Source organism: Klebsiella sp. MPUS7 (assembly GCF_009905335.1).
Lineage (GTDB): Bacteria > Pseudomonadota > Gammaproteobacteria > Enterobacterales > Enterobacteriaceae > Klebsiella > Klebsiella grimontii.
This window is the reverse complement of the sequence record NZ_CP047604.1, coordinates 1,848,508-1,861,423: the sequence shown is the minus strand read 5'-3', so window position 1 is coordinate 1,861,423 and position 12,916 is coordinate 1,848,508. Positions and strand designations below refer to the sequence as shown.

Here is a 12,916-nt window from a genome sequence, read left to right as displayed (position 1 = left end):
ATTTGCAGCAGGAAGGTATCGCCCAACCATGAAGGTACGACCATGACTTCCTGCTCCTCTTTTTCTGGCGGCAAAGCCTGCCGCCCGGCGGATGACAGCGCATTGACGCCGCTTGTGGCCGATAAAGCTGCCGCGCACCCCTGCTACTCTCGCCATGGGCATCACCGTTTCGCGCGGATGCATCTGCCCGTCGCGCCCGCCTGCAATTTGCAGTGCAACTACTGTAATCGCAAATTCGATTGCAGCAACGAGTCCCGCCCCGGGGTATCGTCAACGCTGCTGACGCCTGAACAGGCGGTCGTGAAAGTGCGTCAGGTCGCGCAGGCGATCCCGCAGCTTTCGGTGGTGGGCATCGCCGGGCCCGGCGATCCGCTCGCCAATATCGCCCGCACCTTTCGCACCCTGGAGCTGATCCGCGAACAGCTGCCGGACCTGAAATTATGCCTGTCGACCAACGGACTGATGCTGCCTGACGCGGTGGACCGCCTGCTGGATGTCGGCGTTGACCACGTCACGGTCACCATTAATACCCTCGACGCGGAGATTGCCGCGCAAATCTACGCCTGGCTATGGCTGGACGGCGAACGCTACAGCGGGCGCGAAGCGGGAGAGATCCTGATTGCCCGTCAGCTTGAGGGCGTACGCAGGCTGACCGCCAAAGGCGTGCTGGTGAAAATAAATTCGGTGCTGATCCCCGGTATCAACGATAGCGGCATGGCCGACGTGAGCCGCGCGCTGCGGGCCAGCGGCGCGTTTATCCATAATATTATGCCGCTGATCGCCAGGCCGGAGCACGGCACGGTGTTTGGCCTCAACGGCCAGCCGGAGCCGGACGCCGAGACGCTCGCCGCCACCCGCGGCCGGTGCGGCGAAGTGATGCCGCAGATGACCCACTGCCACCAGTGTCGCGCCGACGCCATTGGGATGCTCGGCGAAGACCGCAGCCAGCAGTTTACCCAGCTTCCGGCGCCAGAGAGTCTCCCGGCCTGGCTGCCGATCCTCCACCAGCGCGCGCAGCTGCACGCCAGCATTGCGACCCGCGGCGAATCTGAAGCCGATGACGCCAGCCTGGTCGCCGTGGCGTCAAGCCGCGGGGACGTCATTGATTGTCACTTTGGTCACGCCGACCGGTTCTACATTTACAGCCTCTCGGCCGCCGGTATGGTGCTGGTCAACGAGCGCTTTACGCCCAAATATTGTCAGGGGCGCGATGACTGCGAGCCGCAGGATAACGCAGCCCGGTTTGCGGCGATCCTCGAACTGCTGGCGGACGTTAAAGCCGTATTCTGCGTGCGTATCGGCCATACGCCGTGGCAACAGCTGGAACAGGAAGGCATTGAACCCTGCGTTGACGGCGCGTGGCGGCCGGTCTCCGAAGTGCTGCCCGCGTGGTGGCAACAGCGTCGGGGGAGCTGGCCTGCCGCGTTGCCGCATAAGGGGGTCGCCTGATGCCGCCGCTCGACTGGTTGCGGCGCTTATGGCTGCTGTACCACGCGGGGAAAGGCAGCTTTCCGCTGCGCATGGGGCTTAGCCCGCGCGATTGGCAGGCGCTGCGCCGGCGCCTGGGCGAGGTGGAAACGCCGCTCGACGGCGAGACGCTCACCCGTCGCCGCCTGATGGCGGAGCTCAACGCCACCCGCGAAGAGGAGCGCCAGCAGCTGGGCGCCTGGCTGGCGGGCTGGATGCAGCAAGATGCCGGGCCGATGGCGCAGATTATCGCCGAGGTTTCGCTGGCGTTTAACCATCTCTGGCAGGATCTTGGTCTGGCATCGCGCGCCGAATTGCGCCTGCTGATGAGCGACTGCTTTCCACAGCTGGTGGTGATGAACGAACACAATATGCGCTGGAAAAAGTTCTTTTATCGTCAGCGCTGTTTGCTGCAGCAGGGGGAAGTTATCTGCCGTTCGCCAAGCTGCGACGAGTGCTGGGAACGCAGCGCCTGTTTTGAGTAGCCGTTTCCCGAAGGGGGCGCTGCAAACAAAAAAGCCGGAGGTTTCCCTCCGGCTTTTCACATCATCAAATGTGATTATGCGACGTCTTCGTACTGCGGCACCGGGTTGCGGAAGCTTTTGGTCACGCAGGCCAGGTAGACCAGACCAATACCGCCCCAGATCAGGCCGAGAACCATGGAGCTCTCTTCGAGGTTAATCCACAGTGCGCCGACGGTCAGCGCGCCGCAGACCGGCAGAATCAGATAGTTGAAGTGGTCTTTCAGCGTTTTGTTGCGCTTTTCACGGATCCAGAACTGGGAGATCACCGACAGGTTAACGAAGGTGAACGCCACCAGCGCGCCGAAGTTAATCAGCGCCGTCGCCGTGACGAGGTCGAATTTAATCGCCAGCAGCGCGATCGCGCCAACCAGCAGCACGTTCCATGCCGGAGTACGCCATTTCGGATGCACGTAGCCGAAGAAACGCGTCGGGAACACGCCGTCGCGGCCCATCACGTACATCAGACGGGAAACGCCCGCATGCGCGGCCATGCCGGATGCCAGTACGGTAACGCTGGAGAAAATCAGCACGCCCCACTGGAAGGTTTTGCCCGCCACGTACAGCATGATTTCAGGCTGCGAGGCGTCCGGATCTTTAAAGCGCGAGATGTCCGGGAAGTACAGCTGCAGGAAGTAGGAAGCGCCGATAAAGATCAGGCCGCCAATCAGCGCGGTCAGGAAGATAGCCTTCGGGATCACGCGCTCCGCGTCTTTGGTCTCTTCAGACAGCGAAGAGATGCCGTCGAAGCCGAGGAACGAGAAGCACAGGATGGTCGCGCCGGTAATCATCGGCACCACGTGCGCGCCTTCAGACCAGAATGGACGGGTGCTGGTCAGCGTGCCCGCGCCTTCGCCGTGCATAACGCCGTAGATAATCAGGCCAACAATCACCGCCACGATACCCATCTGCAGGATAACGATCAGGGTATTGAAGTTCGCCACGGTCTTGATGCTGCGCAGGTTGGAGATGGTCATAAAGGCCACCAGCGCGACAACGAAGATCCACGAAGGAATAGAAGGCACCAGCGCTTCAAAATAAATTTTGGCCAGCAGAATGTTGATCATCGGCATGAACAGGTAGTCCAGCAGCGATGACCAGCCCACCATAAAGCCGACGGCCGGGCTAATGGATTTCTGCGCGTAGGTATAGGCGGAACCCGCCGACGGGAAACGGCGAACCAGTTTACCGTAGCTCAGCGCCGTGAAGAGAATGGCGATCAGCGCGAAGGCGTAAGCCGTCGCTACGTGACCATCAGTCAATCCAGAGACGATACCAAACGTATCGAACAGCGTCATCGGCTGCATATAGGCCAGGCCCATCATGACAACCGGAATCAACGTAAGCGTTTTACGTAATTCCACGCGAGAGGTTTTTGGAGTAGCGTTATGCGACATAGTTATCCCCTTTTACGGTGAACGCCAGCGCGTAAGCAAAAAATTGCCCCATTTCTTTGTATTCCTCAGCGACAACCACTGTCGGTTTTTAGTAAATATCTATCCGGTACGAAGCCCGGCCTCTTGGTATTGAATGATGTGTCTTTCAACCAAAAAAATAACCGACACTTTAAAAAAGCGTCGGCCAGTTTCTGATTTTCAGGACGCGTATTTTGCAACAACTGCTGGCCCGATGACAAGATGTTACAAGGCTTAATAATCTTGGTAATTCTCTAACAGATTAATATTCATACGATTTTAGTATTATAGACCTGATGGATAGCACTATTTGCTAATATCTCCTTTCGCCACCACTCGCCCGCCTGCCCGCAAACGTCTTCATTCCAGCCTATCCATGCGCGATTGACCGGTTCGGGGACCGTCGTTTTTATTATCAGTAGCTCGCCGCGGGCGATTAAAGGCTGCACCTGAAATAGCGGTAAATAACTCCAGCCCAGTCCGGCGCACAGCAGCATCAGCTGGGCGGAAAGATCGAATACCGTCAGGCTCTCCTGACCGTCGGCCTGCGGCCACGCGCCGTCGGTGGTAATCGCGCGATGGCGGCGCAGCGTCCGCCAGCCCACAGGACCGGCAATCTGCGCAAGCGGATGCTGGGGCGCAACGACAAACGCCTGCGCCACCTCCCCCAGTAGAACAGAGCCGTAGCCGCTGAGCGCCGGGGGGTCGCCCAGCGCGCCGAGCAGAAGATCCGCCCGCCCTTCCACCAGCGTCTGCCAGTTTGCGCCGAGGGTATCGCGGCGGAATTCAAGACGGGTGGCGTGATGCTGGCGATAAAACGCCGCGATCGACGGGGCCAGCAGCGAGAACGGAAAGGTAGCGTCGACGTTGAGTATCAGCGCATTTTCCCAGCCCTGATGCAGCCTGACGGCCTGCTTTTCCAGTTCGCGGGCGGTGTGCAGCACGTCGCGCCCCTTTTCCAGCAGCATCTGCCCGGTACGGGTGAAGCGCGCCCGGTGGCCACTACGGTCGAGAAGTTGAATATTGAGATCGCTTTCCAGCTTATGAATGGTATAGCTCAGCGCCGACGGCGTTTTATAGAGCTTCGCCGAGGCGGCGGCAAAGCTGCCCTCTTTGTCGAGGGCATCAAGAATGACGAGCACATCCAGCAGTGGTTTCATCGCTACCCCCTTTCGGTACGCGATTCACCGCTGGCGCATTACTCCATCGGCATCACCAGCGGATCGGGGTACTGGTACTCAAACCCCAGTTCGTTGCAAATACGGCTGCCATCCACAATCTTGCCGCTACCGTTCTCCGGGTTATCAGAGAATACGGGGACGGGAAGCCCAAGCTCGCGGGCCATCTGCGGATAAAAGACGCCGCGCGCGGGATGCTTAGGCGCACATATATTATAGATGCGCCCGCCTTTCGGAGCCTGCAATAACAGTTCGATCGCGGCGATCACATCCTGGAGATGCACCAGATTGACGCCGTGCTGGCCGTCCGGCGCGGATTTCCCGGCAAAGAAGCGCCCCGGATGACGGGACGGCCCCACCAGCCCGGCGAGGCGCAGAATGTCCACCGAGGTGCCGGGAAGGTTATGCAGCCAGTCCTCCAACTCTTTCAGCACCCGTCCGCTGGCGGTTTGCGGGTTACGGGGGGAGTTCTCCTTTAGCGTGCCGCTGGCGTTGCCGTAAACCGACGTTGAGCTGGTGAATATGATGCGCGGCACGTGATGCGCCAGCGCGGTATCAACGATTTCCTGTACCGCCTGAAGGTAAAAGTCCTCTCCGGGACCGGTCCGCCGCGCCGGTAAAGTAATCACCAGCGCGTCGACGTTCATTAAGGTATCCAGATCCTCGGTGTCGCAGACCAGCTGCGGCTCCAGACGCAGCGGATAGCTGTCGATGCCGCACATCCGCGCCGCCTCCACGCCATCCTGCGTGGTCTTACTGCCGGTCACCTGCCATCCCCGCGACATCAACGACAGCGCAAGCGGCATACCCAGCCATCCTAAACCTACAATCGCGACCTTCTTCATCCCCTTGCTCCTGACTTTTCGCTGTGCTGACTTAAGGCTACGCCAGCCGGCGGCAACTGACAATTTCTTCGGTCAATATGAAATGAATTAATGATAGAAAAAAGCCCTTGCTTTATGCGAGTAAAGTGGTTTAGGTTAAAAGGCATCAAATGCATAGTCATTCACAGAGAATTTTATGAACAGCGTTCAATTTAAAAACCACCATCATCACCATCATCCTGACTAGTCTTTCAGGCGATGTGTGCTGGAAGACGTTTGGATCTTCCAGTGGTGCATGAACGCAAAGAGAGCCCCCGGAAGATTCGCTTCCGGGGGCTTTTTTTTGGACCGAATTCGGACAGATTCAGACAGGGTTACAGAGGAAAATAAGAATGTTAGACAACAGCCGTTTACGCATAGCTATTCAGAAATCAGGGCGTTTAAGCGAAGATTCACGCGAATTACTCAGCCGCTGCGGCATCAAAGTGAATCTGCACACCCAGCGTCTGATCGCGCTGGCGGAAAATATGCCTATCGATATTCTGCGCGTGCGAGATGACGATATTCCGGGCCTTATCATGGACGGCGTGGTCGATTTGGGGATTATCGGCGAAAACGTGCTGGAAGAAGAACTGCTGAGCCGCCGCGCTCAGGGCGAAGATCCGCGCTACTTCACCCTGCGCCGTCTCGACTTCGGCGGCTGCCGCCTGTCGCTGGCGACCCCGGCGGATGAACCCTGGGACGGCCCGGCGATGCTTAACGGCAAACGCATCGCCACCTCCTACCCGCACCTGCTGAAGCGCTACCTTGACCAGAAAGGCATCTCGTTCAAATCCTGCCTGCTGAACGGCTCGGTTGAAGTGGCCCCGCGCGCCGGTCTGGCTGACGCGATCTGCGACCTGGTCTCAACCGGCGCGACACTCGAAGCGAACGGCCTGCGCGAAGTGGAAGTGATGTTCCGCTCCAAAGCCTGCCTGATCCAGCGCGACGGCGAGATGGCCGATAGCAAACAGCAGCTGATTGACCGCCTGCTGACCCGTATTCAGGGCGTGATTCAGGCCCGCGAATCAAAATACATCATGATGCACGCGCCGACCGAACGCCTGGAAGAAGTCATCGCCCTGCTGCCCGGCGCCGAGCGCCCGACTATTCTGCCGCTGGCCGGCGACAAGCAGCGCGTGGCGATGCACATGGTGAGCAGCGAAACCCTGTTCTGGGAAACCATGGAAAAACTGAAAGCGCTGGGCGCCAGCTCCATTCTGGTCCTGCCGATTGAGAAGATGATGGAGTAATCCGGCGGGTCGGTCACGGGATAAACAGGGGAAACAACCATGAGCTTCAACACAATTATCGACTGGAACGGCTGTAGCGCAGAACAACAGCAACAACTCTTAACGCGCCCGGCCATTTCCGCCTCCGGGAGCATCAGCAAGACGGTGTCGGAGATCCTCACTAACGTCAAAGACAACGGCGATGCGGCCCTGCGTGAATACAGCGCGAAGTTCGACAAAACCGACGTCAAGGCGCTGAAGGTTAGCGACGAAGAGATTGCCGCCGCCGGCGCGCGCCTGAGCGACGAGCTCAAGCAGGCGATGGCCGTGGCGGTCAAAAATATCGAAACCTTCCACAACGCGCAGCAGCTGCAGGCCGTGGATGTTGAAACCCTGCCGGGCGTGCGCTGCCAGCAGGTGACCCGCCCTATCGCCTCCGTCGGCTTATATATTCCCGGCGGCTCGGCGCCGCTGTTCTCAACGGTGCTGATGCTCGCAACGCCGGCGCGCATCGCCGGCTGCCAGCAGGTGGTGCTGTGCTCGCCGCCGCCGATTGCTGATGAAATCCTCTATGCCGCCCAGCTGTGCGGCGTGCGCAATATCTTTAACGTCGGCGGCGCGCAGGCGATTGCCGCCCTGGCGTTCGGCACCGAATCGGTGGCGAAGGTCGATAAAATCTTTGGCCCTGGCAACGCCTTCGTGACCGAAGCCAAGCGCCAGGTGAGCCAGCGTCTTGACGGCGCGGCTATCGATATGCCCGCCGGGCCGTCGGAAGTGCTGGTGATCGCCGACAGCGGCGCCACCCCGGATTTCGTCGCGTCCGACCTGCTTTCCCAGGCCGAGCACGGCCCGGATTCGCAGGTGATCCTGCTGACGCCGGATAGCGAGATGGCCACCCGCGTCGCGCAAGCCGTTGAGCGCCAGCTGGCCGCGCTGTCCCGGGCGGAAACCGCCCGCGGCGCGCTTTCCGCCAGCCGCATCATTGTGGCGCGCGATATCGCCCAGTGCGTGGCGATTTCCAACCAGTACGGCCCGGAGCACCTGATTATTCAGACCCGTAACGCCCGCGAGCTGGTCGACGGCATCACCAGCGCCGGTTCGGTATTCCTCGGCGACTGGTCGCCGGAATCCGCCGGCGATTACGCCTCCGGCACCAACCACGTGCTGCCGACCTATGGCTACACCGCGACCTGCTCCAGCCTCGGCCTGGCGGATTTCCAGAAACGTATGACCGTGCAGGAGCTGTCGCGCGACGGGTTTGCCGCCCTCGCCTCAACGATTGAAATTCTGGCCGCCGCCGAGCGCCTGGACGCCCACAAAAACGCCGTTACGCTGCGCGTCGCAGCCCTTAAGGAGCAAGCATGAGCATTGAAGATTTAGCCCGCGCCAACGTCCGCGCGCTGACGCCGTATCAATCAGCTCGCCGTCTCGGGGGTAAAGGCGACGTCTGGCTGAACGCCAACGAATTTCCTACCGCGGTAGAGTTCCAGCTGACCGAGCAGACGATGAACCGCTACCCGGAACCGCAGCCGAAAGCGGTCATTGAACGCTACGCGCAGTATGCGGGCGTCAAGCCGGAGCAGGTGCTGGTCAGCCGCGGCGCCGACGAAGGCATTGAACTGCTGATCCGCGCCTTCTGCGAGCCGGGCCAGGACGCGGTGCTCTATTGCCCGCCGACCTACGGCATGTACAGCGTCAGCGCCGAAACCATCGGCGTGACCTGCCGTACGGTGCCGACGCTCGCCGACTGGCAGCTGGATCTGCCGGGCATCGCGGCCAATCTCGACGGCGTGAAAGTGGTTTTCGTTTGTAGCCCGAATAACCCGACCGGGCAGATTATCAACCCGAAAGATTTTCGCACCCTGCTGGAGATGACGCGCGGCAAAGCCATCGTGGTCGCGGATGAAGCCTATATCGAATTCTGCCCGCAGGCGACGCTGGCGACCTGGCTGAACGAGTATCCGCACCTGGCGATTCTGCGTACCCTCTCCAAGGCCTTCGCCCTGGCTGGTCTGCGCTGCGGTTTCACCCTCGCCAACGCCGAGGTGATTAACGTGCTGATGAAGGTTATCGCGCCTTATCCGCTCTCCACGCCGGTGGCCGATATCGCCGCCCAGGCGCTCAGCGCGGAAGGCATTGCCGCCATGCGGGCGCGCGTGGCGCAGATCCTCGCCGAACGCGATTATCTGGTAACCCAGCTGCGCGGCATTGCCTGCGTTGAAGAGGTGTTCGATTCCGAGAGCAACTACGTTCTGGCGCGGATCGTCGCCTCCAGCGCGGTGTTTAAATCTTTGTGGGATCAGGGCATTATCTTACGTGACCAGAATAAACAACCTTCATTAAGCGGCTGTTTGCGTATCACTATCGGTACCCGTGCAGAGAGCCAGCGCGTCATTGACGCTTTGACTGCGGAGAATGTATGACCCAGAAGTTTCTCTTTATTGACCGTGACGGTACGCTGATTTCCGAGCCACCGGTTGATTTTCAGGTAGACCGCTTCGATAAGCTGGCGTTTGAGCCGCAGGTGATCCCGGCCCTGCTCAAGCTGCAGCAGGAAGGGTACAAGCTGGTGATGATCACCAACCAGGATGGGTTGGGAACCGCCAGCCTGCCGCAGGACGAGTTCGACGGCCCGCACAACCTGATGATGCAGATTTTCGCCTCCCAGGGCGTCAACTTTGACGAAGTGCTGATTTGCCCGCATCTCCCGGCGGATAACTGCGACTGCCGCAAACCGAAAACCAGGCTGGTGCTGCCGTGGCTGGAACAAGGGGTGATGGACACCGCCCACAGCTACGTGATTGGCGACCGCGCGACCGATATTCAGCTGGCGGATAACATGGGCATTACCGGCCTGCGCTATGACCGCGAACAGCTGGACTGGCCGACCATTTGCGAACAGCTGACCCGCCGCGACCGCTACGCCCACGTTGAGCGCATCACCAAAGAGACCCAGGTGGATGTGAAAGTGTGGCTGGACCGCGAAGGCGGCAGCAAAATCTCTACCGGCGTCGGTTTCTTCGATCATATGCTTGACCAAATCGCTACCCACGGCGGCTTCCGCCTGGAGGTTAACGTTGGCGGCGATCTGTATATCGACGATCACCACACCGTGGAAGATACCGGGCTGGCGCTGGGCGAAGCGCTGAAGCTGGCGCTCGGCGATAAGCGCGGCATCGGCCGTTTCGGCTTTGTGCTGCCGATGGACGAATGTCTGGCCCGCTGCGCGCTGGATATCTCCGGCCGCCCGCACCTTGAATATAAAGCCGACTTTACCTATCAGCGCGTTGGCGATCTGAGCACCGAGATGGTGGAACACTTCTTCCGCTCGCTCTCCTATACCATGGCGGTCACTCTGCACCTGAAAACCAAGGGCAAAAACGACCACCACCGCGTAGAGAGCCTGTTTAAGGCCTTCGGCCGCACGCTACGCCAGGCGATTCGTGTCCAGGGCGACACGCTGCCGTCTTCGAAAGGGGTACTTTGATGAACGTGGTGATCCTCGATACCGGCTGCGCCAACCTCAATTCGGTGAAATCCGCGGTGAGTCGCCACGGCTACGAGCCACAGGTCAGCCGCGACCCGGATGTGGTGCTGCGCGCCGATAAGCTGTTTCTACCGGGCGTGGGGACGGCTCAGGCGGCGATGGACCAGCTGCGCGAGCGCGAGTTAATCGAACTGATTAAAGCCTGTACCCAGCCGGTGCTGGGCATTTGCCTCGGCATGCAGCTGCTGGGAAAACGCAGCGAAGAGAACAACGGCGTCGACCTACTGGGCATTATCGAGCAGGACGTGCCGAAAATGACCGACCACGGCCTGCCGCTGCCGCATATGGGCTGGAACCAGGTGTATGCCAAAGCGGGCGATCGTCTGTTTCGCGGTATTGAAGACGGGGCGTATTTTTACTTCGTCCACAGCTACGCGATGCCGGTCAACGTCAATACCATCGCCCAGTGCAGCTACGGCGAGGCCTTCACCGCGGCGGTACAGAAAGATAACTTCTTTGGCGTCCAGTTCCACCCTGAACGCTCCGGCAGCGCCGGGGCGCAGCTGCTGAAAAACTTCCTGGAGATGTGATGATCATTCCTGCTTTAGATTTAATTGACGGCACGGTCGTCCGTCTCCATCAGGGCGATTATGGCCAGCAGCGAGACTACGGCAACGATCCGCTGCCGCGCCTGCAATCCTATGCCGCGCAAGGGGCCGAAGTGCTGCATCTCGTCGATCTGACCGGGGCGAAAGATCCGGCGAAGCGCCAGATCCCGCTGCTGAAAAAGCTGGTTGCCGGCGTAAATGTGCCGGTGCAGGTTGGCGGCGGCGTGCGGACGGAACAAGACGTGGCCGCCCTGCTTGAAGCGGGCGTGGCGCGCGTGGTGGTGGGTTCGACGGCGGTGAAGTCGCCGGAAGTGGTGAAAGGCTGGTTTAAACGTTTTGGCCCGCAGCATCTGGTGCTGGCGCTTGATGTGCGGATCGACGCGGAAGGCCGCAAGCAGGTGGCGGTCAGCGGCTGGCAGGAGAACTCCGGCGTGACCCTGGAAGAACTGGTGGAGAGCTATCAGTCCGTCGGCCTGCAGCACGTGCTGTGCACCGATATTTCCCGCGACGGGACGCTGGCTGGGTCGAACATCTCGCTGTATGAAGAAGTCTGCGCCCGCTATCCGCAGGTGGCGTTTCAGTCTTCCGGCGGTATTGGCGATCTCAATGATATCGCCGCGCTGCGCGAAACCGGAGTGCGCGGGGTGATTGTCGGCCGGGCGCTGCTGGAAGGTAAATTTAACGTAACGGAGGCCATTCAATGCTGGCAAAACGGATAATCCCCTGTCTTGACGTTCGCGACGGCCAGGTAGTGAAAGGCGTGCAGTTCCGTAATCACGAAATCATTGGCGATATCGTCCCGCTGGCTAAACGCTATGCCGACGAAGGCGCGGATGAGCTGGTGTTCTACGATATCACCGCCTCCAGCGACGGCCGCGTGGTGGATAAAAGCTGGGTGTCGCGGGTCGCGGAAGTGATCGACATTCCGTTCTGCGTCGCCGGCGGCATTAAGTCGCTGGACGATGCGGCGCAAATCCTCTCCTTCGGCGCGGATAAAATCTCCATCAACTCCCCTGCCCTGGCGGATCCGACGTTGATTACCCGCCTGGCCGATCGGTTCGGCGTGCAGTGTATTGTGGTGGGCATTGATACCTGGTTTGACGCCGCGAGCGGCAAGTATCACGTCAACCAGTATACCGGCGATGAGAGCCGGACGCGGGTGACGCAGTGGGAAACCCTGGACTGGGTGCAGGAAGTGCAAAAGCGCGGGGCCGGCGAGATCGTCCTCAATATGATGAATCAAGATGGCGTGCGTAACGGCTACGATCTGGAACAGTTAAGCAAGGTGCGCGCCGTGTGCCGCGTGCCGCTGATTGCCTCCGGCGGCGCGGGCACCATGGAGCACTTCCTGGAAGCCTTCCGCGACGCCAACGTCGACGGCGCGCTGGCCGCCTCGGTGTTCCACAAGCAAATTATCAACATTGGCGAACTGAAAACGTACCTGGCAGCACAGGGCGTGGAGATTAGGGTATGTTAAGTGAACAGCTGGATTGGCAAAAAACCGACGGTCTGATGCCGGTCATCGTGCAGCACGCCGTCTCTGGTGAAGTGCTGATGCTGGGCTATATGAATCAGGATGCGCTGGCGAAAACCGAAGAAACCGGCAAAGTGACCTTTTATTCGCGGACCAAACAGCGTCTGTGGACCAAGGGGGAAACGTCGGGCAATTTCCTCAACGTGGTGAGCATCACCCCGGATTGCGATAACGATACCCTGCTGGCGCTGGTCAATCCGATTGGCCCAACCTGCCATAAAGGCACCTCAAGCTGCTTTGGCGAAACCGGCCATCAGTGGCTGTTCTTATATCAGCTGGAGCAGCTGCTGGCGGAACGCAAGCACGCCGACCCGGAGAGTTCGTATACCGCGAAGCTGTACGCCAGCGGAACCAAGCGGATAGCGCAGAAGGTGGGAGAAGAAGGCGTGGAGACCGCGCTGGCCGCAACGGTGCATGACCAGTTCGAGCTGAAGAATGAAGCGTCGGATTTGATGTATCACCTGCTGGTGCTGCTGCAGGATCAGGGGCTGAATTTGACGGATGTGGTGGAAAACCTGCGGAGCAGGCATAAGTAGGCCATCAAAGGGAGGCGGCATAACGCCTCCCTTGCAATATAACCCTCGCCAGCGCGCTGGTTGATATCACCTGTT

At 59.8% G+C, this 12,916-nt stretch carries 15 protein-coding genes and 1 other annotated feature; of the genes, 11 read left to right on the top strand and 4 right to left on the bottom strand.

What is annotated here, in order from left to right:
• Window positions 1–42: 42 nt before the first annotated feature.
• Window positions 43–1,449, top strand: a complete 1,407-nt coding sequence (gene nifB / locus GUC22_RS08725) for a nitrogenase cofactor biosynthesis protein NifB (protein WP_160183486.1) — start codon at window positions 43–45, stop codon at window positions 1,447–1,449.
• The gene (locus tag GUC22_RS08720; RefSeq protein ID WP_004138772.1) at window positions 1,449–1,952 is read left to right on the top strand and encodes a nitrogen fixation protein NifQ; all 504 of its coding nucleotides are present in this window, start codon (window positions 1,449–1,451) and stop codon (window positions 1,950–1,952) included. The genes nifB and GUC22_RS08720 overlap by 1 nt, the downstream gene beginning before the upstream one ends.
• 74 nt (window positions 1,953–2,026) lie before the next feature.
• Here GUC22_RS08720 and GUC22_RS08715 read toward each other — a convergent pair whose 3' ends face one another.
• From GUC22_RS08715 to GUC22_RS08700, 4 genes are all read right to left on the bottom strand, one after another.
• Window positions 2,027–3,385, bottom strand: a complete 1,359-nt coding sequence (locus GUC22_RS08715; protein WP_004122426.1) for an APC family permease — start codon at window positions 3,383–3,385, stop codon at window positions 2,027–2,029.
• The gene (yoeI, locus tag GUC22_RS27595; protein ID WP_096335043.1) at window positions 3,375–3,437 is read right to left on the bottom strand and encodes a membrane protein YoeI; all 63 of its coding nucleotides are present in this window, start codon (window positions 3,435–3,437) and stop codon (window positions 3,375–3,377) included. The genes GUC22_RS08715 and yoeI overlap by 11 nt, the downstream gene beginning before the upstream one ends.
• Window positions 3,438–3,672: 235 nt before the next feature.
• Entirely contained in the window at window positions 3,673–4,563 is an 891-nt protein-coding gene (locus GUC22_RS08705) for a LysR family transcriptional regulator (RefSeq protein ID WP_064362695.1), read from the bottom strand.
• A 38-nt stretch (window positions 4,564–4,601) separates the two neighbouring features.
• A complete protein-coding gene (locus GUC22_RS08700; RefSeq protein ID WP_049089490.1) occupies window positions 4,602–5,426 on the bottom strand; it encodes an SDR family oxidoreductase in 825 nt (274 codons plus the stop codon).
• Between the two features lie 175 nt (window positions 5,427–5,601).
• Between GUC22_RS08700 and hisL the strand changes: the two genes are divergently transcribed.
• From hisL to hisIE, 9 genes are all read left to right on the top strand, one after another.
• Window positions 5,602–5,652: a his operon leader peptide gene (gene hisL, locus GUC22_RS08695; RefSeq protein WP_009654477.1), complete on the top strand. Its 51-nt coding sequence runs from the start codon at window positions 5,602–5,604 to the stop codon at window positions 5,650–5,652.
• Window positions 5,628–5,750: a sequence feature (His leader region), on the top strand. Its footprint overlaps the gene before it by 25 nt.
• 47 nt (window positions 5,751–5,797) lie before the next feature.
• The gene (gene hisG / locus GUC22_RS08690; protein WP_004138766.1) at window positions 5,798–6,697 is read left to right on the top strand and encodes an ATP phosphoribosyltransferase; all 900 of its coding nucleotides are present in this window, start codon (window positions 5,798–5,800) and stop codon (window positions 6,695–6,697) included.
• A gap of 39 nt (window positions 6,698–6,736) precedes the next feature.
• Window positions 6,737–8,041 carry a histidinol dehydrogenase gene (gene hisD / locus GUC22_RS08685; RefSeq protein WP_024360019.1) on the top strand — a complete coding sequence of 435 codons (1,305 nt, stop codon included), beginning with the start codon at window positions 6,737–6,739 and terminating at the stop codon, window positions 8,039–8,041.
• Window positions 8,038–9,099 carry a histidinol-phosphate transaminase gene (gene hisC, locus GUC22_RS08680; RefSeq protein WP_098140908.1) on the top strand — a complete coding sequence of 354 codons (1,062 nt, stop codon included), beginning with the start codon at window positions 8,038–8,040 and terminating at the stop codon, window positions 9,097–9,099. Before hisD ends, hisC begins: the two co-directional genes overlap by 4 nt.
• On the top strand, window positions 9,096–10,163 hold the full coding sequence (gene hisB, locus GUC22_RS08675; protein ID WP_004138762.1) for a bifunctional histidinol-phosphatase/imidazoleglycerol-phosphate dehydratase HisB: 1,068 nt from the start codon (window positions 9,096–9,098) through the stop codon (window positions 10,161–10,163). The genes hisC and hisB overlap by 4 nt, the downstream gene beginning before the upstream one ends.
• On the top strand, window positions 10,163–10,753 hold the full coding sequence (gene hisH / locus GUC22_RS08670) for an imidazole glycerol phosphate synthase subunit HisH (RefSeq protein ID WP_004122439.1): 591 nt from the start codon (window positions 10,163–10,165) through the stop codon (window positions 10,751–10,753). Before hisB ends, hisH begins: the two co-directional genes overlap by 1 nt.
• Window positions 10,753–11,490 carry a 1-(5-phosphoribosyl)-5-[(5-phosphoribosylamino)methylideneamino]imidazole-4-carboxamide isomerase gene (gene hisA / locus GUC22_RS08665; protein WP_160183485.1) on the top strand — a complete coding sequence of 246 codons (738 nt, stop codon included), beginning with the start codon at window positions 10,753–10,755 and terminating at the stop codon, window positions 11,488–11,490. Before hisH ends, hisA begins: the two co-directional genes overlap by 1 nt.
• Window positions 11,472–12,248 (top strand): imidazole glycerol phosphate synthase subunit HisF, encoded by a 777-nt coding sequence (gene hisF, locus GUC22_RS08660; RefSeq protein WP_004122444.1) that lies wholly within the window; start codon window positions 11,472–11,474, stop codon window positions 12,246–12,248. Before hisA ends, hisF begins: the two co-directional genes overlap by 19 nt.
• The gene (gene hisIE / locus GUC22_RS08655) at window positions 12,242–12,841 is read left to right on the top strand and encodes a bifunctional phosphoribosyl-AMP cyclohydrolase/phosphoribosyl-ATP diphosphatase HisIE (RefSeq protein WP_004122447.1); all 600 of its coding nucleotides are present in this window, start codon (window positions 12,242–12,244) and stop codon (window positions 12,839–12,841) included. The genes hisF and hisIE overlap by 7 nt, the downstream gene beginning before the upstream one ends.
• Window positions 12,842–12,916 lie beyond the last annotated feature (75 nt).